This is a genomic window from Sinomicrobium weinanense (assembly GCF_018863395.1).
Lineage (GTDB): Bacteria > Bacteroidota > Bacteroidia > Flavobacteriales > Flavobacteriaceae > Sinomicrobium > Sinomicrobium weinanense.
In genome coordinates, this window is the sequence record NZ_JAHKRR010000001.1 from 1,229,710 (window position 1) to 1,256,626 (window position 26,917).

17 protein-coding genes and 1 pseudogene are annotated in these 26,917 nt (G+C 47.2%); 12 read left to right on the top strand and 6 right to left on the bottom strand.

The window, feature by feature from the left end:
- Positions 1-11 precede the first annotated feature (11 nt).
- The 4 genes and pseudogenes from KN811_RS05315 (at position 12) to KN811_RS05330 (ending at position 5,336) form a co-directional block, all read left to right on the top strand.
- On the top strand, positions 12-1,631 hold the full coding sequence (locus KN811_RS05315) for a BCCT family transporter (protein WP_187964801.1): 1,620 nt from the start codon (positions 12-14) through the stop codon (positions 1,629-1,631).
- Between the two features lie 15 nt (positions 1,632-1,646).
- Complete coding sequence (locus tag KN811_RS05320) at positions 1,647-2,507, top strand: universal stress protein (RefSeq protein WP_187964802.1); 861 nt, start codon at positions 1,647-1,649, stop codon at positions 2,505-2,507.
- Between the two features lie 483 nt (positions 2,508-2,990).
- Positions 2,991-4,576: pseudogene (locus KN811_RS05325) on the top strand (S9 family peptidase).
- A 70-nt stretch (positions 4,577-4,646) separates the two neighbouring features.
- On the top strand, positions 4,647-5,336 hold the full coding sequence (locus tag KN811_RS05330; protein ID WP_187964803.1) for a hypothetical protein: 690 nt from the start codon (positions 4,647-4,649) through the stop codon (positions 5,334-5,336).
- A gap of 20 nt (positions 5,337-5,356) precedes the next feature.
- On the opposite strand, the gene KN811_RS05335 is transcribed toward KN811_RS05330, so the two are convergent.
- Positions 5,357-7,132, bottom strand: coding sequence for a MutS-related protein (locus tag KN811_RS05335; RefSeq protein ID WP_187964804.1), 1,776 nt, complete (start codon positions 7,130-7,132; stop codon positions 5,357-5,359).
- A 157-nt stretch (positions 7,133-7,289) separates the two neighbouring features.
- On the opposite strand from KN811_RS05335, the gene KN811_RS05340 reads away from it, so the two are divergent.
- From KN811_RS05340 to KN811_RS05375, 8 genes are all read left to right on the top strand, one after another.
- The gene (locus tag KN811_RS05340; RefSeq protein WP_187964805.1) at positions 7,290-8,195 is read left to right on the top strand and encodes an AEC family transporter; all 906 of its coding nucleotides are present in this window, start codon (positions 7,290-7,292) and stop codon (positions 8,193-8,195) included.
- A 266-nt stretch (positions 8,196-8,461) separates the two neighbouring features.
- The gene (gene pheT, locus KN811_RS05345; RefSeq protein ID WP_187964806.1) at positions 8,462-10,888 is read left to right on the top strand and encodes a phenylalanine--tRNA ligase subunit beta; all 2,427 of its coding nucleotides are present in this window, start codon (positions 8,462-8,464) and stop codon (positions 10,886-10,888) included.
- Positions 10,889-11,166: 278 nt separating this feature from the next.
- The gene (gene katG, locus KN811_RS05350; protein ID WP_187964807.1) at positions 11,167-13,374 is read left to right on the top strand and encodes a catalase/peroxidase HPI; all 2,208 of its coding nucleotides are present in this window, start codon (positions 11,167-11,169) and stop codon (positions 13,372-13,374) included.
- A 246-nt stretch (positions 13,375-13,620) separates the two neighbouring features.
- Positions 13,621-14,328, top strand: a complete 708-nt coding sequence (locus tag KN811_RS05355; RefSeq protein ID WP_187964808.1) for a hypothetical protein — start codon at positions 13,621-13,623, stop codon at positions 14,326-14,328.
- Positions 14,329-14,340: 12 nt separating this feature from the next.
- On the top strand, positions 14,341-14,925 hold the full coding sequence (locus tag KN811_RS05360; protein ID WP_187964809.1) for a Crp/Fnr family transcriptional regulator: 585 nt from the start codon (positions 14,341-14,343) through the stop codon (positions 14,923-14,925).
- Between the two features lie 87 nt (positions 14,926-15,012).
- Positions 15,013-15,459, top strand: coding sequence for a DoxX family protein (locus KN811_RS05365; RefSeq protein ID WP_187964810.1), 447 nt, complete (start codon positions 15,013-15,015; stop codon positions 15,457-15,459).
- A gap of 288 nt (positions 15,460-15,747) precedes the next feature.
- Positions 15,748-16,605 carry a helix-turn-helix domain-containing protein gene (locus KN811_RS05370; RefSeq protein ID WP_187964811.1) on the top strand — a complete coding sequence of 286 codons (858 nt, stop codon included), beginning with the start codon at positions 15,748-15,750 and terminating at the stop codon, positions 16,603-16,605.
- 100 nt (positions 16,606-16,705) lie between these two features.
- Entirely contained in the window at positions 16,706-17,860 is a 1,155-nt protein-coding gene (locus KN811_RS05375; protein ID WP_187964812.1) for an alpha/beta hydrolase-fold protein, read from the top strand.
- Between the two features lie 97 nt (positions 17,861-17,957).
- Here KN811_RS05375 and KN811_RS05380 read toward each other — a convergent pair whose 3' ends face one another.
- The 5 genes from KN811_RS05380 to KN811_RS05400 all read right to left on the bottom strand — a co-directional run bounded on the left by KN811_RS05380 (position 17,958) and on the right by KN811_RS05400 (position 26,900).
- A complete protein-coding gene (locus tag KN811_RS05380) occupies positions 17,958-18,941 on the bottom strand; it encodes an arabinan endo-1,5-alpha-L-arabinosidase (protein ID WP_187964813.1) in 984 nt (327 codons plus the stop codon).
- A 150-nt stretch (positions 18,942-19,091) separates the two neighbouring features.
- Entirely contained in the window at positions 19,092-21,071 is a 1,980-nt protein-coding gene (locus KN811_RS05385) for an alpha-L-arabinofuranosidase C-terminal domain-containing protein (RefSeq protein WP_187964814.1), read from the bottom strand.
- Between the two features lie 88 nt (positions 21,072-21,159).
- A complete protein-coding gene (locus KN811_RS05390; RefSeq protein ID WP_247716407.1) occupies positions 21,160-22,059 on the bottom strand; it encodes a glycoside hydrolase family 43 protein in 900 nt (299 codons plus the stop codon).
- A gap of 147 nt (positions 22,060-22,206) precedes the next feature.
- Positions 22,207-23,775, bottom strand: coding sequence for a RagB/SusD family nutrient uptake outer membrane protein (locus tag KN811_RS05395; protein ID WP_187964816.1), 1,569 nt, complete (start codon positions 23,773-23,775; stop codon positions 22,207-22,209).
- Between the two features lie 26 nt (positions 23,776-23,801).
- Positions 23,802-26,900 (bottom strand): SusC/RagA family TonB-linked outer membrane protein, encoded by a 3,099-nt coding sequence (locus tag KN811_RS05400; RefSeq protein ID WP_187964817.1) that lies wholly within the window; start codon positions 26,898-26,900, stop codon positions 23,802-23,804.
- Between the last annotated feature and the right edge of the window lie 17 nt (positions 26,901-26,917).

The window sequence follows — 26,917 nt, forward strand, 5'->3', positions numbered from 1 at the left end:
AAACAATAATTATGGCAAAAAAAGTGGTTCGAAGCGATGAAAAAAAATCCATATTGGGGCTGGAGATCAACGGCCCTGTATTTTTTTCCTCGGCGATCATTATGATTATCAGCATTACCCTGACGCTTATCTATAAAGACAGCGCAGGAAAATATTTTAACCGGATCCAAAGCCTTGTGGCCGACAATGGCGGATGGTTCTTTGTCCTGGTCGTCAATCTTTTTCTCTTTTTTATGATCTATATGGCCTTCAGCAAATTCGGCAGGCTCCGCATCGGGGGACAAAATACGAAGCCCGAGTTTAAAACGATGTCCTGGTTTGCCATGCTGTTCAGTGCCGGAATGGGTATAGGGCTGCTGTTCTGGAGTATTTCAGAGCCCATTTCCCATTTTGTTTCTCCCCCTACAACCACGGGCAACACCGTAGAAGCAGCACAGGAAGCTATGAACTTTACTTTTCTGCACTGGGGGTTTCACGCCTGGGGCATCTATGCACTGGTGGGCCTTGCCCTGGCCTACTTTACTTATTCAAGAGGGCTGCCCCTGACCATCCGTTCCGTATTTTATCCCTTCCTAGGAGATAAGGTGTATGGCATACTCGGCGATATCATCGATATTATTGCCGTACTGGCCACGGTATTCGGGCTGGCCACTTCCCTGGGCCTAGGGGTAAGACAGATAGCCGGAGGGCTTAACCATGTCTTTGATATACCCGGCGGGACCGTTACACAGATATTGCTTATCGCCGGAGTTACCCTCGTGGCAACCACTTCCGTAGTCCTTGGAGTAGATAAAGGCGTAAAATTCCTCAGCGAATGGAACATGCGCATTGCAATATTATTTCTTCTCCTGATCGTGATATTAGGCCCTACGATATACATTTTCCAGTCTTTCGTTCAAAACACAGGAAGCTATTTTTACAACTTCCTGAACATTGCCACATGGACAGAAAATTATGTCGATACCCACTGGCAAAATGGCTGGACCATCTTTTACTGGGGCTGGTGGATTGCCTGGGCACCGTTTGTAGGTATCTTTATCGCACGAATATCCAAGGGAAGGACCGTACGTGAATTTATCCTCGGGGTTTTGATCGTTCCTGCACTGGTCACATTTTTCTGGATCAATGCTTTCGGTAGTACCGCCGTGCAGGATGCTCTTGCCGGCAACATGGCCGTGGTGAACGAGGTCAAGATAGATGAGGCCCTTGCCATGTTTGTCTTTCTGGAAGACTTTCCCCTGCCCATGGTATTGAATATCATCGCCATTATCCTGGTGGCGGGCTTTTTTATCACATCGTCCGACTCCGGATCGCTTGTGGTGGACAGTATCACCTCCGGCGGAAAAATAGACTCCCCGGTAGGACAACGGATCTTCTGGGCGGTCCTGGAAGGTGCAGTTGCTGCCGTACTATTGGTAGGTGGCGGGCTCAAGGCGCTCCAGACTGCAGTTATCGTTTCCGGGCTGCCGTTTGCCATTATCCTGCTCGTGATGTGCTATTCCCTCTACAAAGGGCTTAGCGAAGATTACCGTAAATTAGAACGGCGCGAAGAGCAGAAAGAACTGGATAATTATAAAGACATTGTATCTGACATCCTGAAAAGAAGAAAACCCAAGGAAAACAAACAATAAAAACAGTAAAAGATCATGAAAACCGATATTAAAAACATACTGGTGGCCCTGGACCTTTCCGAAATGGACGATACGCTTATCTCCTATGCGGCCTTTCTCTCTGATACACTGCATGCTGATAAGGTTTACTTTGTACACAACATTAAAAAATACGAGATCGGCGAACTCTTTGAAGATGAACTCGGCGATATCAACATCGAGGAAAGTATCGGGGAAGAACTGAATGAAAAAGTAGCTGCCGGGTTCAAAGGTCATACGGAGTGGGAAGTACTTATATCCAATGACCCTTATACCGAATCGTTAATTGCTTATATCGTGAACAAGTATGCCATACACCTCACCCTGGTGGGCAGTAAAAACCGGGTAAAAGGCACCGGGGTAGTGAGCAGCAAACTCCTGCGAATGCTGCGTTGCCATATCCTTACCATCCCGAAAAACACCACACCAAAAGTTGAGAACATATGGATCGGCACCGACTTTTCCAATGCATCCAGGCGCGGTTTTGTTATGGCACAGGTTGTCGGGAAAGCCATGTCTGCCCCGATAAAAGCCATACATATCTATAATATTCCGTTACAGTTTGCCCCTTATCTGCCAAAAGAAACCCTGGTCCCAGTCGTAGAAAAACACACTACCGAAAAAGGCCGGAAATTCATGAAAAAAATTCCCGGGGCAGACCATATCCCGCTCGAGATCGTCCCGGGAAGGAGCTCAAGCATCACCGAAAACCTGGCAGAACACGGTAAAAAGGAAAGAACAGACCTGCTGTTTATTTCCGATAAAGGGGGCAATACATTTTCCTCCCTTCTCGTAGGCAGTGTCGCCGAAGAGTTGTTTAATGAAGACCTGCATTTTCCTTTGTGGGTATGTAAATAATATAATTCGTATTTTGGTTCGAACTAACTTTTTTAACCAATATACACTCCAATGAAATTAAAAGCCTTCCTACTCCTGCTTTTTTGTTGCACTATCATGCCAGCTCAGGTATCGGACAAACTTGAGCTTACAGACGTGTTTAACCTGGAATACATTTCCAACCCCAAAATTTCCCCCGACGGGAAAAAGATTGTTTACGTTCGGCATTTTTCAGACATCATGACGGATAAAAACCTGTCCAACCTCTGGATGGTGAATGTGGACGGGACCAACAACAGGCCGTTAACCTCCGGAAACCAAAATGATGTACAACCTGTCTGGTCTCACAACGGTAAAATGATCGTATACAAATCCAATAAAGACGGCAAAATGCAATTGTATCTCCACTGGATCGACACCGGGGAAGAAAGTAAACTCACCAACTCCGTCACTACTCCGGGAAGTGTAGGTTTTTCCCCGGACGACAACTACCTGGCCTTTACCATGTTTATCCCTTCGAATAAAAAACAAACAGCCATTAAACTACCGGAAAAACCCAAGGGAGCCAAATGGAATGCCCCTCCGAAATATATAGACGATCTGAAATACAGGGCAGACGGTACCGGCTATTTAAAAGAAGGCTACTCCCATATCTTTACGCTACCCGTTACCGGGGGCACTCCCCGGCAGCTTACATCCGGAGACCTCGATTACGGCACCCCGGTCTGGGATGGCAGCGGATCGCACCTGCTGTTTTCGGCCAACCTGCACAAAGACCGGGAATACGAACCGAACAACAGCGAAATTTATCGTATTTCCGTAGCCAGCGGAATTATCGATACATTGACTACAAGGAAAGGCCCGGACAGAAACCCGGCAGTCTCTCCCGACGGTAAGACCATAGCCTACCTCGGAAACGACGAACGCTATATGGGCTACCAGGTTTCAAGGCTATACACGATGAACAGCGATGGTTCATCGCCAAGGCTTATCTCGGGCGATCTCGACAGGGACGTCAGGAATATCTTCTGGGCAGGAAACGGCAGGTCGTTGTATTTCCAGTACGACGAAAAGGGAGATACCAAAATAGGCACCATAGACCTGAACGGAAAGGTAAAGACCCTTGTTGAAGGAGCGGGAGGATTAACCCTTGGGCGCCCGTATAATGCAGCAGATTTTTCTGTTTCGGAAAACGGGACCGTCGCCTACACCTTGGGAGGGACACAGCATCCGGCGGACCTGGCCGTTCTCAACGGAAAAAAACCGTTGCGCCTTACCCATGTGAATAAAGATGTATTCGACTATAAAAAACTGGCTCAGGTCGAAGAAATATGGTACAAGTCTTCTTATGACGGAAAAGATATACAGGGCTGGATCGTAACACCGCCCGATTTTGACCCTTCCAAAAAATATCCCATGATCCTGGAGATCCACGGCGGGCCTTTTACCAGCTATGGCCCGGTTTTCTCGGCAGAGATACAGATGTATGCCGCTCAGGGATATGTTGTTCTTTATACCAATCCCAGGGGAAGTACGAGCTATGGAGAAGCATTCGGTAACCTGATCCATCACGACTACCCTAACCACGATTATGACGACCTGATGAGCGGCGTGGACGAAGTCATTAAAAAAGATATATCGATACGGACAACCTGTTTGTCACCGGCGGAAGCGGTGGCGGCGTGCTCACGGCCTGGATCGTTGGCCATACCGACCGTTTTAAAGCTGCGGTAGTGGCCAAACCGGTGATCAACTGGTATAGCTTTGTGCTCTATGCAGACAATCCTGCGTTTTTTGCCAAATACTGGTTCGGGGAATATCCCTGGGATAATCCGGAGCCGTATTTAAAACGGTCCCCGTTGAGCCATGTGGGGAATGTAACAACCCCTACCATGCTCCTTACTGGGGAATCCGATTTCCGGACGCCTATCCCGGAATCCGAGCAGTTCTATACCGCCCTGAAACTTCGGAAGGTCGATGCAGCCATGGTCCGGATACCAGGGGCTTCCCACGGTATTGCTTCCAAACCGAGCAACCTGATCGGGAAAGTAGCAGCAGTCTTGTACTGGTTTGAAAAATATAAAGAATAATCCGATTTCCAAACCCGGAAAATATTACTTGTTATTATATCTTTGCCACTTCACAAAAAACAATGTTGATATGCTAAAAAAATTGCTTTTTATTCTGACATTTACCCTCGGGGTATCTTCTGTATTTGCACAGAAAACATTTGACAATGGGGTTATCACCTATGAGATGAACCAGACAAAGGAGGCCCGGGACGGATCGGAAATAAAAACCAAAGCCACCACGGTATTCCACATCAAAGGAAAAGAAGCCAAAATGAATATGGCCTTGAAATATATGAATATGGACCTTCGTATGGAATACCTTATCAATGCGGAAAACAAAACAGGCCTGTTTCTCACAGAGGGCATGGACCAAAAAATGGCCTCTAAGTTAACACCGGCGGACTACGACGATCTTGTTAAAAAGAACCAGTTTCCCATTGAAGAAATAGAACCTACGGATGAAACCAAGGAAATTCTGGGCTATACGTGTAAAAAGGTTATTGCGACTGTCAAACAGGGAGAAGGAATGAAAATGGATATCTATTATACCGAAGCCATAAAACCCCTGGCCGTGGAAGGATTAGGTTATGCCTATGTGAAAGAGATCAACGGCCTGCCATTGGAGTATAACATGTACAATTCAACATCAAATACCACCTTTAAGGCAACGGAGATCAAGGAAGGTGATGCAAAAGATTCGGATTTTGATTACGATATTCCCGAAGGATACGAAGAAATCCCGTATTCAGAGTTAAGCAAGATGATGGGGGGTATGTAATTTACGGGCATCTGTCATTTTCAATCATCCACGATCTCCATTTTCCGGAGGAGAAAAGAAGCATTCATATTCCGGCAGATCCCGTCCTTGAAAGTATAGTCGAAATGTAATTCGTCATTGATGATCTCGGCATCAAAATAATGGTTCTTTACCCGGTCGATCTTATCGGCCACCTCACACAGGCTTAAATCGTGCGTAGCGATGATCCCGGTGGCACCGGAAGCAACGAGTTTTTCTACAAACTTACGGGAGCCAATAGCTTTGTCAGTGCTGTTGGTTCCCTTTAAAATTTCATCGAGGATTATAAAATAATTATCCTTACCGATCTCATCTACAATAAATTTTAACCGGCTGAGTTCCGCATAAAAATACGAAGCCTCATCGGCCAGGGAGTCGACCGTCCGCATACTGGTAATGAGTTTTATGGGCGTATATTCACAAGTACGGGCACAAACGGGTAAACCGGCATTGGCCATAATGATCTGGAGGGAAACCGTTCGCAAAAACGTACTTTTCCCGGCCATATTGGCCCCGGTGATAATGAAAAACTCCTCTTTTTGAATGGTGTAATCGTTCCTTACCGCTTCCTGCGGATCGATCAGGGGATGGACCGCCTGTGTGGTCTTTAAAATGGTATTCCCCGGCTTAATCTCCGGAAAAACATATCCCGGATGATTAAAGGCAAAATTCCCCAGGGAATTTCCGGCATCCATAAAATGAATAATTTCAAACCAGTCCCCTACCTTGTCCCGATAGGTTTTTATCCATTTTTCGAGCTTATAGCATTGCCTGAGGTCCCATAACAGAAAACCATTGCCCAGCACCCCGAAGATCATATTGTTTCGCTGGTCCAGCGCATCTATGTTCCCGGAGAACTGCCTGAAGATACCGGAGGCCTTTCGCGATGATTGCTGAATCCGGTCTTTTCGGTGTTTAAGTAAGGATGAAGTAAATGCCTCTTTCTCCATGAGATCCAGTAACTGGTGATACTGGCGAAAAGTATCCTGTATTTCACCCAGGTGCGTGGAAAGCAGATTGATCTTTTTTAACTTATTCGCAGTAATACCCAGCCCCAAAAAAAAGACCCCTGCAACGAAATAACCCGATACCAGATCGAAAAAATTCAGGCAGACAAGACCGATCGATATCAAAGAAAATAAAAATGGCAACCATCTAAAATACAATGGAACAAATGTCTTGTATTCAATAAACCATTTAAGTATAGTGTCAGGCGGTGTTTCAGTATCTATGATCCGTGCAACGGCTGTAAATTCCTGCCTGAATTTTACTTTTTCCGCCAGTTCCTTTACAGCTTCCTGTTTTTGAGGAATATCTTCAATATCGTTAGAGGTCAGGAATTTTGCCAGTTTTTGCTTTCCCGATAGTAAGGCCGTCCGGTTCAGGTATTGAAAAAAAGAACGATCGCCAAACAGGTCAACATCCTGGCTGAACTCATGCGTTGCATCCGTGAATTCTTTACCGTTGGGAAGATGATGAAAATTGCGATGCAGAACTTCGATCTCGGTCTCATTCAGCAAAATGAGTTCCTGCAATTTTCTTTTCTGCTGTCGCAGATTGGCATGACGGGTGACCAAAAACAGGAAAACCCCTATCCCGATCAAAAGAGACACGATAAGCAACCTGGCATTACCGAAAAACCGATAAACAAGGAATGCCAATACCAGAAATACCGCCAGCCGGAGCATACTAAAAGTAAAAAGCTGCTTTTTTACCCTGCTTAATTCCTCGCGGTATTGTTTGATGTTTTGCCGATAAACCGATAAGGGTGAATTCATGTAAGATCGTTATGGATTTCAATGGCTAAAATACATAAACTTCGCAGATTTTTGCTTTATAGCCCGGAAATGCCTTAAGGTAAACGGGGTAAAAGGGTGTTCGGTTATTTCCATTATACCCTTATCTTTGCCAACGAATTATAACATCCTGCGGTCAATGACCAATTTTATCCTTATCGCTGTATGCATCCTGTCCGGTATCTTGGTAAAACGCTACAAGGCCCTGCCTCCGGATAGTTTTAAAGCTGTCAATGCCTGGTTGATCAACATTGCACTGCCTGCTGTGGCATTGAAATACCTGCCTCGGATGCAATGGACGGAAGAACTGCTTTTACCCCTGCTCATGCCTTTTTTTATCTGGACAGCAGCTTATTTTTGCATCAAGGGCCTGGCCCGGGTACATCCTATGGACAAAAAGACAAAGGCTGCCCTGCTGCTCACTGCCGGACTGGGGAATACCTCCTTCCTCGGATTTCCGCTTACCCAGGCCTATTTCGGGGATAAAGGACTTCCCATCGCTGTTTTTTACGATCAGGCCACTTTTATCATCATTTCCACCCTGGCTATTTTTACAGCAGTAAAAACATCCAATGGCGGGGTCTTTCATCCTGTTACAACCTTGAGAAAGATCTTCTCCTTTCCCCCTTTTATAGCATTTATCCTCGCTTTTGTCCTGCCGCCCTTTATCGACCTGAGCCCTGCGCTTCCCGTGTTGGACGCCCTGGCCGTAACCCTGGTCCCCCTGGCTCTTTTTTCGGTGGGGATGCAGCTCCCTTTCAAAGGCTGGAACACAGACGGAAAACTCATTGCCTTTGCCCTTTCCTATAAACTTGTCCTGGCTCCCCTGGTGCTCTTCCTCGTCTGCCTGTTTTTTTCCATAAAAGGGCTCGTAGCCGAAGTGAGCATCCTGGAATCGGCCATGGCCCCGATGGTAACAGGAGCCATCATTGCCACCGATTACGAACTGAATCCCGGACTGGCCAACAAGATCCTCGGTATTGGTATCCTGGTCTCGTTCCTTACTACTTTTATATGGTCGCTTGTAATCCCGGGGATCGGTTGAAGAAAATTGAGCTCTCTTAAATGGGACACCCCCCTGCCCCCCTCATGGGGGGAGCTTAACGCTCTTTAAAAGAAATAAATCCCCCCTTGAGGGAGGACACAGGGAGGTGTATCCCGCAACTGGCAACTCGCAACCGGAAATCATCCCTCCCCCCTTTTATAGGAAATTCATAACCATTATCTTTGCGCTTCTATAACCAAGGAAAAACAGCACGTACGGGAATCCCGTCCGTACAACAACCTGTAAGCTACAAATATTCGAAATAGATGAAAATATCTTACAACTGGCTCAAACAGTTCATCAAGCTGGACTGGGAAGCGGAAAGGACCGCAGAATTGTTAACAGATCTCGGCCTGGAGATTGAAGGGGTCGAACCTTACCAGTCGGTTCAGGGCGGATTGAAAGGCGTTGTGGTGGGCCATGTCGTATCTTGTGAGCAACACCCTAATGCCGACCGGCTAAAACTCACCAAAGTAGATGTCGGCGACGGCGACCCGATACAGATCGTATGTGGTGCCCCCAATGTAGCGGCCGGGCAGAAAGTTCCCGTAGCTACCATAGGAACGATATTGTACGATGACAAGGGAAACCCCTGGAAGATCAAAAAAGGGAAGATCCGCGGAGAGGAATCCCATGGCATGATCTGTGCAGAGGACGAGCTGGGCCTCGGTCAGGGGCATGACGGTATTATGGTACTGGACGAAAGCCTTAAACCCGGAACTCCGTGCAGCGAAATATTCCAGGTAGAGGACGATATAATATTCGAAATAGGCCTTACCCCAAACCGCGCAGATGCCATGAGCCATTTCGGCGTGGCCAGGGATCTCCGGGCAGGTCTCATACAACAAGATATACAACTGGAGATGATCACACCTTCCGTGAGCAGTTTCCGCGTAGATAACAGAACACTCCGCATCGATGTGGATGTACAGGACAAGGCCCTTGCCCCGCGATATGCCGGGGTAACGATCTCCGGGATCAGGGTCATGGACTCTCCCAAATGGCTCCAGAACCGTTTAAGGGCCATCGGGATCACCCCGAAAAACAATGTGGTGGATGCCACCAATTATGTACTGCACGAACTGGGCCAGCCCCTACACGCTTTTGACGCTGCAAAGATCGCGGGAAACAAGATCGTTGTAAAAACCGCCGAACCGGGAACAAAGTTCACCACCCTCGACGACGTGGAAAGAGAACTGCACGAAGAAGACCTGATGATCTGCGATGCTGAAAAGCCCATGTGTATTGCCGGGGTTTTTGGAGGAACTTATTCCGGCGTAACCGAAAATACGACGAGTATTTTCCTGGAAAGTGCCTATTTTAACCCTGTATCTATCCGTAAATCCGCCAAGCGGCACAATCTGAACACCGATGCTTCCTTCCGTTTCGAAAGGGGAATCGACATCAACAATGTGGAGTATGCCCTGAGAAGGGCAGCACTTCTTATACAGGAAGTTGCCGGCGGAGAGATCACCAGCGACGTGGTAGACCTTTATCCCAGGAAATTTGAGGATTTCCAGGTATTTCTGCACTATGAGAAGATCAACCGCCTCATCGGCCAGAACCTGCCCGAAGAAGTCGTAAAATCCATTCTCAGCTCCCTGGAAATCAAGGTCAATAATATTACAGAGGCAGGTATGGGACTTACCATTCCTTCCTACCGGGTGGATGTACGACGCGAGGCCGATGTTATCGAGGAGATCTTACGGGTATTTGGCTATAACAACGTAAAATTCGGTGAAAAGCTGAACGCCTCCATCTCCAATTCATCCAGGTTCGAAGATTACAAGATACAGAACAAAGTTGCCAGCCAACTAATAGCACAGGGCTTTTTCGAGATCATGTCCAATTCGCTTACTTCTCCCAAATACAATACATTGTCGGCCAAAATAAAGGACGAGAACAATGTGGTCATGCTCAATCCGCTGAGCAACGATCTGTCTATCATGCGAAGGACACTGCTCTTCTCCGGGCTGGAAGCCATAGCCTATAACATCAACAGGAAGCAGGCCGACCTGAAACTTTTCGAATTTGGTAATTCCTATCATCAATTCGGAGAGGAAAGGGTGGAAAACAAACACCTTGCCCTTTTCCTTACAGGGAACAAGACCGGGGAAAACTGGAACAATCCCCATGAAAAAAGTAATTTCTTCTACGCCAAAGGTATCATATCCGGAGTCCTGGAACGCCTTCGCTTTGAAGATATCAAATACACCCCTGTAAAGAGCGATGTCTTTTCGGAAGGGATCACCTTTAATCTCGACAAGGTTAAACTCGTAGATATAGGTGTGGTCAACTCCGAAATACTGAAAACCTTCGATATTAAACAGGAAGTACTGTATGCAGATTTTTACTGGGACAATATCCTGGAGCACCTGCAAACGGACGGGATAAAATATAAAGAAATCCCGAAATTCCCCGAAATACGAAGGGACTTTGCCTTATTGCTGGACACTTCGGTGCAGTTCAGCGATATTTATACCACTGCACGCCAGGCAGAGCGAAAGCTCCTGAAAAATATCAACCTGTTCGACGTTTATGAAGGCGACAAGCTGCCGGAAGGCAAAAAATCCTACGCGGTGAGTTTTACCTTCCGGGACGAAAACAAGACCCTTACCGATAAACAGGTAGACAAGATCATGGACAAGTTCCGTCAGGCTTTTGAAAAGCAGTTACAGGCAGAATTGCGATAAAAACATACAAAGACAAAATCAAAGAGCAGATAACGGCATCTTCGCCCCGTTGTCTGCTCTTTTTTTATTGCCGACTGCCACCGGTTATTCACCCCACAACCCGTACGGTATACTGTTTTTTCGCATTCAAAATAATCAATAACAATAAAAACAGATATCTATATAACTAAAATCGATTTTATTATTATAACATTCTATCCAAAGAATTGAGTTCAGGCAGATTTTTTAGTAATTTTAAAGACAAGAACTTACGTATAATACAATAAAAACGATTAAACATGGAAAGCAACTCAAATGACATGAGCAAGTGCCCGTTCCACGGCGGTGGCGCACCCAAACAGGCTGCCGGTGGGGGGGCAAGAAACCGCGACTGGTGGCCAAATCAATTAAAAGTGAGTATTCTGCGCCAGCACTCATCCATATCCAACCCGATGGGTGAGGATTTTAACTATGCCGAAGCGTTTAAAAGCCTTGACCTGAAAGCCGTAAAGAAAGACCTTAACGAGCTGATGACCGACTCCCAGGATTGGTGGCCGGCGGATTTTGGCCACTATGGAGGCCTGTTTATCCGTATGGCCTGGCACAGTGCAGGTACCTATCGTATAGGCGATGGCCGTGGAGGTGCCGGGGCCGGACAGCAACGCTTTGCCCCGCTAAACAGCTGGCCGGACAATGCCAGCCTCGACAAGGCACGCAGGTTGCTTTGGCCCATTAAACAAAAATACGGCAAAAAGATCTCGTGGGCCGACCTGTTGATCCTCGCAGGGAACGTTGCCCTGGAATCGATGGGATTCAAGACCTTCGGTTTTGCCGGAGGCCGTGAGGATGCCTGGGAACCGGAAGAAGATGTGTACTGGGGATCTGAAACCAAATGGCTGGACGACAAACGTTATTCCGGCAAACGGGACCTGGAAGACCCGCTCGCAGCCGTAGTTATGGGGCTGATCTACGTAGATCCGGAAGGCCCCAACGGAAATGGTGATCCGCTTGCTGCTGCCGTTGACATCCGTGAGACCTTTAAACGTATGGCCATGAATGATGAAGAGACCGTTGCACTTATCGCCGGAGGCCACACCTTCGGAAAAACCCACGGAGCAGCAGACCCCGGCAAATATGTAGGACCGGAACCGGAAGCCGCTCCTATTGAAGAACAAGGCCTCGGCTGGAAAAACAGCTTTGGTTCAGGAAAAGGCCCTGATGCCATTACCGGGGGGCCGGAAGTGATCTGGACCCAAAAACCTACCCAATGGAGCAACCTGTTCTTTGAGAACCTGTTTGGTCACGAATGGGAAATGACCAAAAGCCCCGCAGGCGCCAAACAATGGGTGGCAAAAGATGCCGAGGCAAGCATCCCGGATGCTTTTGACCCGGCTAAAAAGCACCGTCCCACCATGCTCACCACGGACCTCTCTTTGCGCTTCGACCCGGTTTACGAAAAGATATCCCGACGCTTTATGGAGCATCCGGACGAATTTGCAGACGCTTTTGCCCGCGCCTGGTACAAACTGACTCACCGCGATATGGGGCCACACGCCCGCTACCTGGGGCCAGAAGTTCCCGATGAAGAACTTATCTGGCAGGACCCTATCCCGGCCGTAGATCACGAATTGATCGATGTACAGGACATCACTGCATTGAAAGCTAAAATACTGGATTCAGGACTGTCCGTATCCCAACTGATATCAACAGCCTGGGCCTCAGCCTCGACCTTCCGGGGTTCCGATAAACGCGGAGGTGCCAACGGTGCCCGCATCCGCCTGGCTCCGCAAAAAGACTGGGAAGTAAATGATCCGGCACAACTCGCTACCGTACTGAAAACATTTGAGGGCATTCGAAAAGAATTTAACGATGCGCAATCCGGTAATAAAAAGGTCTCCCTTGCCGACCTTATCGTACTGGCAGGATGTGCAGGTGTGGAAAAAGCCGCGAAAAATGCCGGTCACAATATCACTGTTCCGTTCTCCCCCGGGCGTATGGATGCCTCGCTGGAACAAACCGATGTAGAGTCTTTTACCTATCTCGAACCGGCTGCCGATGGTTTCCGTAATTATCGCAAGACCAAATTTGCCGTATCTACCGAGGAATTATTGATAGACAAAGCACAACTGCTTACCCTGACCGCACCCGAAATGACGGTCCTTATCGGCGGTATGCGTGTTCTGAACACTAATTTTGACCATTCACAACACGGTGTCTTCACCAAACGTCCCGAAGCACTTACCAACGACTTTTTCATAAACCTGCTGGACATGAATACCGAATGGAAGCCGGTTTCGGAAGACAATGAAATATTCGAAGGCCGTGACCGTAAGACCGGTGAATTAAAATGGACCGGTACACGTGCTGACCTTATCTTCGGTTCCAATTCAGAACTGAGGCCGCTTGCCGAAGTTTACGGATATGCAGATTCCGCAGAGAAATTCGTACAGGACTTCGTCGCAACTTGGAACAAGGTCATGGACCTCGATCGCTTTGACCTGGCATAAGCCCAGCTTCTTTGTGTATCTCTGTGTGCTCTCTGTGATACTTTGTGAATAGCTCCCTCAAACCTGGGATTTGTTACACGGAGACTCACAGAGGCAACACAGAGGTCTCACAAAGATTTTGATCTGTTAATTCCACATACAATACAAGCTATGAGTGTTATCTGACATACATTTCCGCCGGATATTTCATTTGACAGTTCCCCTCATTTTCCGTACTTTTGAATATATCTTCCTTACTTCAAAAAAATGCTATTATCCAGGGTTAACATAGAGGATAAACTGCGCCGGTATCGTAACAGGTCCGCTCCCGATATACTGCAACAAGTGGAACGAATACTGGAAGAAGACCATCAAAAAGACCTCCTGATCGCCGGGAAACTGCAAAACAGCCCCTCCGGAATCAATAAACTCAATTTCGATAAATTAGATGCGGATCGCATATACCATATTTCACATATAAAAAAAATATGTACCGATTACAGGCTCCGTTTCCTGGACACCAGGTATTACAAAGGAGAATTTCCCCGCGAGGCCGTCACGGAGATCAAGCAACTGGAAAGTGAGCACCATGCCGAACTGAAAGGTTTTAAGCTCGTGGCTCCGGCAGGCCTGTTCCGCCTGAAAAATGCCGATGATCCCCTGCTCTTCGCTCCCCTGGGCAACGATTACTTTTACCTTATCCACCGATGGGGCAACGACCTCCATCCCTTTAGAAAATGGATGATGCTCCCGTTCCGGAACCTGTTTAACCTGTTCCTGCTTATCTTCGTCATAAGCCTGGCCATCACGGCGATGATACCGCTAAAACTGTTCACCCCCCACCCCGACGCCTCGCATTTCTGGATGCTGTTCTTTTTTGTACTCAAGTCCATATGCGGTATTACGCTTTTCTATGCCTTTGCATTGGGGAAGAATTTTAACGGAATGGTCTGGAACAGTAAATACTATAATTAGACTTTTGCAGGAATGGACCCGACTCCCCTTTTGAATTATATCTCCCGGTATGTAAACCTGTCTGCCGAAGAAGAAGCCCTTTTAGTCTCTAAAGCAGGTTACAGAAAATACCTCAAAGGCCAGTTTGTCGTTCAGCAGGGTGATATTTGCCGTTACGAGAATTTTGTGCTTTCCGGCTGTCTCAAAACTTTTTACCCCGACCCGGAAGGACAGGAACACATCGTAATGTTCGCCGTTGAAAACTGGTGGGTTACCGACCTCGGTAGTTTTATTACCCGGACCCCCGCCCGCTTCAATGTGCAATGCCTGGAAAACACGGAACTGGTACAGTTCTCATATGATACCCTGGAGCAGCTCTATCTCGACATCCCGAAACTTGAACGCCTTTTTCGTATTATTCTTCAAAAGGCGTATGTGGCTTCACAGGACAGGCTTGTGAGGAATTTCAGCCTGCCCGCAAGAGAAAGGTATACCGAATTCCGCAGGCAGTACCCGGGTATAGAGCAACGTGTACCGCAATATATGATAGCTTCATACCTCGGCATTACCAAAGAATTCTTAAGCAGGATCAAGAACAGGCCTGAAGAAGAAAGTTAAACTGGTTTAACCTTTTTTATTGACCTGGTTCATTTTCTCCCCCTTTTTCTTTACGGACCTTTACAGGGAACAAAATACCTTACTGCGATGAATACCATAAAAAGAAAAATTTTCCGGACCTCCGGAACCATTGTTCCTTTGGTTTTACGACTGGGCCTCGGCATAGTGATATTACCACACGGTTATCAGAAAATAACTGCCTTCTCCCCGGTTATGGGCCATCTTACACAGGATTACGGCCTTCCCGGTATAATTGCCGTAACTGTGATCCTGACAGAGTTCCTTGCTCCCCTATTTTTGCTGACCGGCCTGGCCAGCCGCATTGCCGCTTTTCTCATAGGTATAGTAATGCTCGGGGCCATCCCTTATCACTGGGGCAACGGATTTTTTATGAACTGGTTCGGCAACCAGGCCGGGGAAGGTTTTGAATTTCACCTGCTGGCTATCGCCATGGTCATAGGAATTGTAATCGAAGGCGGAGGAAAATTTGCTTTAGACAGGATTGTTATACGCGAACACAGGCAGAATGATTAAGAGTTGTGAAGAACCCCGGGGGTTCCGGGGTTCATTTCGCAGGCTAAATGTCCGGTTTGTGGTGTGTTCAACCGGAAGCAGCCCCAAAAGGCTGTCATTTTTTCCAGGATAAAATTGTATTTTTACCTTAAGACCCGAGGCTACACCGATATAAAACCCTGTTTTAGATCATTTGCACCTCTATATGACCACTTTCCGGAAACGAATACCGTTACGGTAAAACAGGTACTGGTTTTAGTCGGGCTTAACACCATAAAATATTAAGGCATAATATTCCCGGACTTTAAAATGAAAAAAATACTCCCGACCGAAAAATTCCACACCCTCAAACCGAAACAATTGTCTTTGCATAAGTATATCGCTTATTACTATTTCCACTCCATTCCGGAAAAAGGACTACAACGAAAAATTGTTTTTTATCCCAATTATCTTTTGGCCTTAACCGTTTACCAGGCCTCTATGTTGAAATTTGACCAAAACACGGCAACGAGTCAACCCGTCAATTCTGATTACTTTCATCATTACTACGGCGGTATCAGGCGGGAGTTCAGGGGGTCCATAATGAATTCTCCCTTTGAAAAAATAGGAATCGTCTTTCAGCCCCTGGGCCTGCAATATTTTTCCGATGTCCCTATCGGCCCGTTTATTCCCCGGGGAACCGATTTGTCGTTCAGTTACTTCAGGAAGAAAATGCAGGGCACTCTGAAAAAAGTCTTTAAAACCGGGGACTTGAATGCCAAAGTAGGTTTCTTGGATGACTTTTTCACCTCTCAATTATGTGTTTTTGACAACAAATTGTTGATCAACTCGGTAGAACTCATTATAAATACCGAACAAAACAAGAAAGTCAAAGAAGTAGCCGAATCGATGAAAACATCATCCAAAACGCTGAACAGGGAATTCAAAAAGCATATGAATTGTACGGTGAAAGACTACCTGGAAGTGGTGCAGTTCAGAAAGGCTTTTAATCACTATTTGAGCGGGAATGGCGAAAAAAATTTAACCGAACTCGCTATGGAATTTGACTACTATGACCAATCGGAATTCATCAATAAGTTCAGGAAACTAACCGGGATCAATCCTAAAAAACTATTTTCTTCGGTAGAAAACTTTGGCGGAGAAAAATTGTACTGGAACACCCTTTGAAATTTGTTCTTTACCATATTTTTCAGGGCATCTGTCCCATTTTTCCAATTTTTTGATCGTTTACCACAGTAGTTTTGTCTCCAACCTTAATTTTATAAATATGAAGTATCAAATTACACTATTATTTATTCTTTCGGGAATAATTTCATTTGCCCAGAACATCCGGAAAATCAACTTTCATTCAGATGTTCTCAACCAGGACAGGAAAGTCTGGATCTATACACCGGCAGGTTTTGAAGAGGATGAGGACCATTATGAAGTTATTTACGTATTTGATGCTCAGGTACGGTTTTATTTTGACCTGATCCATTCGGGCATTCAGTTTTTGAGTAATGAGCGGTACATCGTTGTCGGGGATGTTTCGCCTTATGATGAAGCGACCCAATACAATCGGAATACGGATTTTTTCCCTAAGCCCGTACACGAAAATCCGGAAACCTATTACGACGGGTGGAACGGCAATGCACAAAAGCACCTGGAATACCTTTATAAAGAATTAACTCCCTACCTGGAAAAAAATTACAGAACCCTGCCCAACCGAACGGCCGTGGGGCATTCCAACGGAGGGACATTTATACTTTACTGCCTGCTTCAACAACCCGATCTGTTTAACAACTACATTGCCGTTTCGCCCAATATGGCTTATGATCAGGAACAGATGATAGAACGGTTTAAAAAGTTTGATGGTAACTCGCTCAAATCAGAGAAATTTATCTATGTCAGCCATGCCGATGAAAGCCAGTGGAAAGGCTGGAAAGAAGCACGGGAGAAATGGTACGATTGGTTAAAAACCAACCCTTCAGATCAGATAACCTATGAAATTGAAGATTTGTCAGACTATACCCATTTTAATTCTTTTCCGTTTGCTTCCATGTCCGGTTTAAAAAAATTTACAACCTATTGGTCCCATGACGTAGACAGAGTACTCAGCTATAAAAAGAGCTTAAAAACCATATTAGGTCCGGCATACAGCTCAAGTTTAAACACCCTGGCTTACAGTTATTTTCACGATGACAAACCCGACTCAGCAATAAAAGTCATAGACACCGCCATTGCCGAATGTCCTGAAGATGATAATCTGTACGACAGTAAAGGAGAGTTTCTGGAAGACTCAAAACAATATGATAAAGCGGGGAAATACTACCAAAAAGCCCTGGAAGTCCTGAAAACCAACAAAGAAAAAATGAGCGCATCAGATTATGATTATAAAATAAAACTCTATCAGAAGAATTATATGCGGGTAAAGGATCTGTAAAGTTTTTGAAAACCCGGGCGTTGCAGGCATTATAAATATTGTATTTTATCTGGATTTTACAGGCATGAGGGTCGTATTTTCTCCTGAAGTTCACAGGTCATAACCTACTTTGATCCACTTCCGGCCAGCCATCTTTCCAGGATACTTCCATTATTTTCAGTTTGGGTTTTCCCTCATCCGAATTGTCATAGGCGTGAAAGATCAGGTAATCCTTTCCGTCAAAAGTGTAGATGCTGTTGTGTCCTGCACCGGCCCAGCGGGCATTACCCGTTATGACCGGGGTACCGCCTCCTTCGGTCATGGGTTTTCCGGCTTTATCTGTATAGGGACCGGAAATATTTTCGGAACGCCCTGCCATAACTTTATAGGTGCTGTCTTCTCCACGGCAACAGAAATCAAAGGAAACGAACAGGTAATACCAGTCGTCTTTTTTAAAGATAAAAGGCGCTTCTATGGCCGCATCTCCCGGCTGGGTGTCTTCCGTAAAGGAATGGCGTTCTCTTTTGGCGATGGTATACCACTCTTCGGGCCGTGCTACGGACAGGAGGTCATCCGATAAGCGAACGAGTTTCATCCCTCCCCAGAACGAACCGAAGGTGAGCCAGGGAGCCCCTGCATCATCAAACACGAGGTTGGGGTCTATGGCATTCCACAGGTCCCGGTTGGGAACGGACTGCACAACAATGCCGTGATCTGTCCATTTGTAATCCTTATCGCCGGGACTCAGTGTAACATTGGTAGCCACACCAATAGCACTGGTATTCTTTGCAAAGGCGGAAACGGAATAATAGAGATAATACCTGCCGTTGTAAAAGGAAATGTCCGGAGCCCAGATATGGTTCTTAAATCCGGGGACAACTTCTTCCGACCAGGACGGCGCCGTTTGAAACACCGGTTTTTCCTTCTTCCATGTCTTCAGGTCGGGAGAAGAGAACACGGAAACGCCCATACCGGTACAAAAGAGGTAATACCTATCCCCTTCTTTGGCCACCACGGGGTCGTGGACACTTATATCCTGGGCACAACCTGGGGAAATGATATACAGTACGGCCAGAAAGAATAAATATTTCCTGAAATTCATGGTATATGGTTTAACCACAAAGGGCACAAAGCAGGCGCAGAGGACACAAAATTGCGATCTTTTTAACTGCTTATGTGTTCATTGCTTTGTACCTGCTCTATGTTTTTGGTGATTGTTTATTTTCTTTCTGTTTTTAAAAGCCTTCCGGGTTTATCTTTTCTTTACCCGGATCACATTGACCGAATACGGTTGCAGGGCAACATCCAACCTGTCCTTTTTCGCCTTTACGCTCTTCTCTTTCGGCGATATACTGACCGGGTGATCCAGAGAGTTTTCGGCGGCGAGGTCACCGGTTTGCAATACAGTGATCTTTGCAGTATCCGCGAGGCGGGAAACTCCTCTGAATGTTATCTTTTCCTGCTTCTCCTTTCCGGATGTGTTTACGATCTTTACGATGATCTCATTGGTGTTTTTGTCCAGGGAAGCGGTAGCGTAAAGTTCCCCCTGCCCGGTGATGGCCTTACCGTTTAGCCGTACCGGAACTACATGCGTGCCCTTGTTCCGGGAAAATAGTTTCTGCACATAATAATTGGGTGTTCCGTAAGATCCCAGATTATCGAACCAGATGAGGTCCGGCGTCCATTGCCAGCCGTCTTTATGAGCCATGAGAGGTGCGTATGAAGTGAGGTGCACGACTTCGGCATTGCGTTCCAGCCCGGTGATAAATGCAGCTTCCGAAAGGGCGCATTCCCAGTTGTTCCTGTTTTCGGGGCTGGCGATGGCCACACTTTGTGCGGCATATTCCCCGGCAAATATTTTCGGGCCGTTGCGGTCGTAACTGTCATAACGGTCTGCATTTTCCCGAAACCATTCCGGAGAGCGGTAATAATGTTCGTCTATGATCTCGGCGTTCAGTTTTTTGAGTTCCTTCATTCCGTATTCGAAATATTCTCCGTCCGGGAAGGGACCGCTTCCGGATACGATGATCATATCGGGGTATTTTTCTTTTATGGCTTTTTCAAAGACCTTATAACGTTTTATGTACTCAGGGCCCCACTGTTCGTTTCCGACCCCGATATATTTCATGTTAAACGGCTCGGGGTGCCCCATGTCTTTCCGTATTTTACCCCAGGAGGAATTTACAGGGCCGTTGGCAAACTCTATGAGGTCGAGCGCATCCTGTATATACGGATCGAGTTCATCCATAGGAGCCAGTTCTCCTGTATTGAACTGGCAGGCGATCCCGCAGCTCAGGATGGGCAGGGGCTCTGCACCCAGGTCTTCAGCCAGTTGGAAATACTCGAAAAACCCCAGCCCGAAAGACTGGTAATAATCCGGTGTAAGCCTATGCTCAAATTCCATGTTCCAGCGGTTGACCATGCCTTCCCGGTCTTCAATGGGGCCTACGGTCTTTTTCCACTGGTATCGTTCGTTCAGGGTCCTTCCCTCTACTATACAGCCCCCGGGGAACCTGAGGAAGCCGGGGTCCATATCATACAATAGCTGCACCAGGTCCTTCCGCAGCCCGTTGGGGCGGTTTTTCCAGGTCTCTTCGGGAAAGACCGAGATCATATCCAGGTCAATGGTGCCTTTCCCTTCAAAGGTGATCTTTAACTGTGCTTTGGCTGCTGTTCCGGTCGGGATGATGGCCGTTTTATATTTTTTCCATTCCCCGTCCCCGGGCTGTATGGATGTCTCTCCCAGCACCTTTCCGGATTCATCGACAAAACGGAAATGTACCCGGGAAATATTTCCTTCATGCTTTGCGGCCATCAAGGAAAGGTTGTAAGTCTCTCCTTCTTTTATTCCCATGCCGCGGAAACCTTCGTTGATAAGGCTGTATCCCTTATCGTTCTTCACCTCCACCCTGCAAAAATGAGGATTGTGTTCCCTGTTCGATCTCAGGACGCTGGCAAAACCGGAATTTTCATTCAGGGAATGACGGTCGCTATTGGGCTGGGACCACCCCATCAGCGGGAAAGTAAATTCAAAAGAACGGTTTTTAACCAGCTCGGCATAAAGTCCGCCGTCCGCAGCGAAGTTGATGTCCTCAAAGAAAATGCCGTACATAGTGGGCTGTATTTCCGCTACGATGTCATCCGCACTGACCACCAGGGGGGCGGACTGCTGGGCACGAACTCCGGCGAAAAAAACGAGGCCGGCTAAACTTGTTATGATTGGTTTTATCATGATGGTTAGATGTTAGATTTCAGATATTAGATTTTAGATAACTTATTATCAAATTATCTCATTACACATGATCTTATTGTTCTACCGGCTACCTGGCGGGATCAACGCCTTCAGAGGTCATAATTACCCTCTTCATGGTGCCGTCTTCGTTATAATAAAGGTAATCAATACACACCGAACGCCGGAAACTTCCTCCATCCGTAGGGATACTGCCATTGTGATAGATAAAATAATCCTTATCCTTAAAACGGATAATGGCCTGGTGATTGGTATTGCTGTTCCCTGCTACCTCGTTAAGAATACCCTTGAACTCCCAGGGTCCGGTGATCGACCGGCTCATGGCATAGGCTGTTTTTTCCGGGAACTGATAGGCATAGGAAAGGTAATACCAGTCGCTCCGCTTGTGTATCCAGGGAGCCTCGGTAAATTCCGGGAGATCAACTGTCAGAACAGGGCCGTCAAATTCTATCATGTTTTCTTTTAACCTGGCATAGTAGCATACCGTATTTCCCCAGTACAGGTAAGCCTGTCCGTCATCGTCTATGAAAACCGTAGGGTCCAGGTCGTCCCAGCTGATATCGGTAGCTTTGGTCATATCGTTAGTCACAAGGGCTTTTCCCAGGGCATCTCTGAACGGGCCCGTAGGACTGTCAGATACCGCCACTCCTATGGCCTTACCGGGATTGGTAGCGTGAGTAACAGTGACATACCAGTAGAACTTTCCGTTGCGTTCTATAACCTGTGCGGCCCAGGCATCGGCCTTGGCCCATTTAAAATCGCTGACCCTGAGCGGAACTTTATGTTCTTTCCAGTGTACCATATCGGCAGAAGAAAACACCAGCCATTCTTTCATGTCATAAAAGTTAAAATCTTTGGCCGCCTCGTCGTGACCGGTATACAGATAAACGGAATCGTTATGGACAAGAGCAGCGGGGTCTGCCGTATATTTATGGGTGATTACCGGGTTTTGTGCCCGTATTCCCGACATGGTGAGAGATATCAGAGCGAATACTCCGGATAGTCTTCTACATCGTTTCAAACCTGTCATGTTTTAATGATTTTCATTGTTTAAATACCACACGGCAACAGGAGGTCGCCGCGTGATATTTTTTAAACACACCTACTAATTAATTTTCTAATTGGCCGAATTCGGTTCTAAGTTAGGATTGATGTCCAGTTCCGTTTGCGGAATGGGCAGGTATTCCTTTCCGGGCGACCAGGATACAAAATCGGCATCGCGCTGCTTTAATTCGGCCAGCTTTTCCTCGTCATACAGCCATCCCCAACGGATAATGTCGTGGATACGGATACTTTCTATGGACAGTTCCGTAGTACGTTCGTGAGCGATCTGGTCGCGCATTTCGTCCTGGCCCATACCGGGTTTTACTACGGACAGATCGGGCAGGCTGGCCCTGTCCCTTACCTGCTGGATATAGTTATAGGCATCTGATGTCTGTCCCATTTCATTCAGGGCCTCGGCATACATGAGCAGGACATCGGCATAGCGCATAAGCCGGTAATTGATGCCCGACCTTTCCACACCTCCCTGGCTTTCGGTGGTGTAGCCTTCCAGGCCGTCGTGCGTGTATTTTCGGGGATAGATGGCGCCTTCGGCATGAGGCCATGGTGTTCCGCCGTATACGGTGGTAGAATTATCGCCCGGTTCGTAGGAGGCAATAGTGGCCAGCAACCGGGGATCGCTTTTGCCATCCATCGTTTTTTCCTTTTTGAATTCTTCATATACCCATCGTGTAGGCAGAAAATCGGAATAGCCGTAACCGTCCATGGCGTAAGTATGCCCTACGGATGATACCTGCCTCCAGTTCGACCCGGGTTCTCCACCGTAATTCATCACCGTCCCGCCTACTTCTTCCGGGGTGGCGAACTGCACTTCGAAAAGGGATTCTTTATTGTTCTCGGCTCCCGGGCTGAAATTGTCCCGGTAATTATCCATCAGGCCGTATATATTAACTTCAGGCCCTTCTATCAGTTTCCTGAACTCAGCAGCAGCTTGCGGCCATTTCCGGGTGTAGAGGTAAGATTTTCCCAGGAAACCTGTCGCCGCCCCTTTGGTTGCCCGTCCTTTTTGCTGATGGTCCGGACCATCGACACTGGCATAATCTACGGGAAGCATTTCCTGTGCATTGGAAAAATCGGAAATGATCTGTTCCCAGATGACTTCCTGCGTAGCGGTGGGCTCGTAATATTCCTCTTCTTCGACAGGTACGCTGAGGATCAGCGGTACTTTTTCAAAATTGGTCACCAGGTGAAAATAGGCCAGTCCCCTCAGAAAATATGCCTGTCCGAGACACCTGTCCCTCAGGGCTTCATCCATCTCGATCTCCGGAACATAGGTCAGCACCTGGTTGGCCCGGAAAACCTGTTGATAGTAGGCGCTCCACATCCACTGTACAGGACCGGAGGTAGGCAATATGGTAAAATTTGCCACCTGTATAAGATCGAGCCAGGGGCTGTCTCCCTTAAAATCGTCTCCCCGGCCGTCGGTAAGTGCAGGAGTCATCCGCATATAATAGCCGTCAATGAGAAGGCTGTTATAAACTGCATTGATCCCCTCTACGGCATGGTCTTCCGTAGACCAGTAGGCTGCGGTTTTGGGGGCATTCGGGTTATCCAGGTCCAGTTCGTCATTACAAGCTGCAAAAAGGACCGTAGACAACGCTATACTGAAAATTATTTTTTTCATCTCTTTGTCTTTTGGCTGATCTTGGTTTAAAAAGATAATTGCACTCCCAGTATAAATGTTCTTGGCCTGGGATAGGTTCCGTTATCAAATCCGGGATTCCACACTCCGGAATTAAAATCGGGATTGAACCCCTTGTACTTCTGAAAAGTATGAAGGTTTTGCACCGTAGCATATATCCTCGCTGATTGCAGAAAACTGCTGAAGGTGTCTTCCGGGATGGAATAGCCCAGGGAAATGGTATTGATCCTCAGGTGATCTCCTTTTTGTAACCATCCCGGCCTGTCGGAATCCCTTGCATTCCCGTTCGGGTCGTTGGTAACTACCCGGGGAATGTTCGTATCTGTATTTTCTGGGGTCCACCGGTCCAGGATATCGGTGTGGGAATTGATATAATCTGTCGACCACATCAGGCTACGGTACAAACGGCTGTTGATGTAATACCCGGCCGCTCCGGAGGCGAACAGGGTAAAATCGAAACTTTTGTAATTTGCCGTAAAGTTCAGCCCGTAGGTCACGGTAGGCAGGGCACTGCCGAGATAGGCACGGTCATCGGCATTGATCACATTGTCACCGTTCAGGTCCCTGAACCTGATATCACCTGGGGCAGTGATCGCGCTTTGGAAAGCGTAATCGTCAACCTCCTGCTGTGACCGGAAAATACCGTCGTATACATAACCGAAATGCCGCCCTACTTCTCCCCCGACCTCGGTTTTGGAACCGGTGCCGTAAACAGGTTCGTCATTCCCTCCCAGGGCAAGTACCCGGTTTTTCAGCGTGCTGGCGTTGGCAGATATATCAAAACTGAATTCTTTTCCGTTGTTGTGGTGATAGGTCAGTTCAATATCCAATCCGGAGTTCCGGATGCTACCTGCATTTTTGGTGGGCGCTGTGTTGATAGACCCGGTAGATGCGGGGATGGGCACTCCTACCAGGACATCGGTGGTCTTTTTGTTGTAATACTCCACAGTCAGGTCCAAAGCATTGTTGAACAGACTGGCATCCAGCCCGATATTGGCCGATGTCGTAGTTTCCCATTTTATATTTTTTGAAAAGATATTGGTCTGCAATCCACCCGAAACTTTATCGATTTGTTCCCTGTTCATGAAGTTATACAGTATATTCCTGTTCACAACATCCTGGTACAGATAATCATTAATATTCTGGTTTCCGAGTTGTCCGTAGCTTCCCCTGATCTTGAGTTCGGAAATAATATCTTCGGGGACATTAAAGAAACTTTCGTTAGAAAGCCTCCATCCCACGGCTATGGACGGGAATGTACCGAACCTGTTTTCCGGGGCAAAGCGGGAAGACCCGTCCCTCCTTACCGTGGCCGTGATGAGATACCTGCTGTCAAAGTTATAGTTGATACGCCCGAAATAAGACACAAGGGCACTTTCTTCCTCCAGTCCGCCGGAGGTCTGGTTCTCCCCGTTGGAAAGCACCGGGTAATAGGGTTCGGGCAGGTTTTCGGAATGTCCTGTCTTAAGTACATACTTGTTTTTCTGGTAGGTTTGGCCCAACAAGACATCCAGGGAGTGGTCTCCCAGTGTTGCCGTATAATTCAGGGTATTTTCTACCAGGCTTACCGTATATTCCCTCGAGTTGTCGTCCAGGAGCGACATGCCGGATTTGAAGAAATATCCCATTTCAAAAGCGGGAACGAAGGAAAAATCGCGGGCATGGGTCTTATCGTAGCTCAGGTTGAGTTTATAGGTGAGCTTATGATCTTCTGTGTCCAGTAATTTTATCTCGGGATTGACCACTGCAAACACGCGATCTGTTTCTACCCAATTTTCAAAAAGACTGTTTATCCCCGGAACGTTCAGGGCAATGGCCTGATGTATCTCTGAATCGGTACCTCCCCAACCTCCCCTGTTGTTCTCATCATGTAGCCGCATCGTGGGGACAGCTATGACCAGGTCATTGATCAGCGGGGGCCGCCCTCCGGTGAGTACATCGGTCCTGTAAGTCAGTGAATTTTCAAAAGAGTGCGCATAATACAGAGAGGGTGACATTTTAAACCTGTCCTTTTCAATGCTTGTATTGATCCTTCCGGAATACCTTTCGTAAGTAGGCCCGTTCCCCACAAAAACCCCTTTGTTCTCAAAATAATCGAGAGAGGCGTTATAGGTAATGTTTTCCCCACCTCCCGAAAAGTTAAAGTTATGGCTTTGGCGGCTTCCCGTTTTTAGTCCTATTTCCTGCCAGTCGTTGTCTGTATCATCCACAAAAAGCGGAGAAGAAGGATCACTTCCCGGAAGGAGGGCCAGGCCTGCGTTGGTCTGTTTTTCATTGATGATCACCTGGTAGTCTTCCCGGCCGAGCACAGGGATCTTACGGTTTACTTCATCTACACCGTAGTAGCCGTGATAATCTATTTTCAGTGCGGTATTTTTCTTTCCTTTTTTAGTGGTGATGATCACCACACCATTCGCGGCCCTGGAACCGTATATAGCCCCCGCCGAGGCATCCTTGAGCACTTGTATGCTCTCTATGTCACTGGGACTGAAGTCGCGAATGGAAGTCCCTACGGGAACACCGTCTACAACATACAGGGGCTGGTTGTCCCCGAAAGTACTTACCCCCCGGATACGTATGTTCGGCGCCGCTCCCGGCTCGCCGTCCCCGGTTACCGTGACCCCGGCGGACCTTCCCTGTAAAAGCTGCCCGACATCGTTGCCGGACACCTTGTTCACCTCTTCTGCATCCACCACGGCGATTGACCCGGTAAGATCGGATTTTTTCTGGGTCCCGTAGCCGACAACGACCACTTCGTCCAGTTTGGCGAGGTCTTCTTCCAGGGAAACATCAATACGGCTTTGACCATTTACAGAAACTTCTTCCGTCCTGAACCCGATGTAGGAGAAGATCAGTACATCACCTTCTCCTGTGGCCCGGATGCTGTAATTCCCGTCGAAGTCGGTTACGGCACCCTTGTCGGTTCCCTTTACGCGGACAGTTACCCCCGGTAAAGGCACATTGTCTACCCCGGACAGAACAGTTCCGGTTACGGTACTCCCCTGCTGGGCATACAACCCTACGGCTGTATATAACATCACCACCACGTACAACAACCTTTGACAACGGCTGAAAGAGTGGTGATCTTTTGATGGTTTGGTTACCATGTAATTGAGTTTTGGTT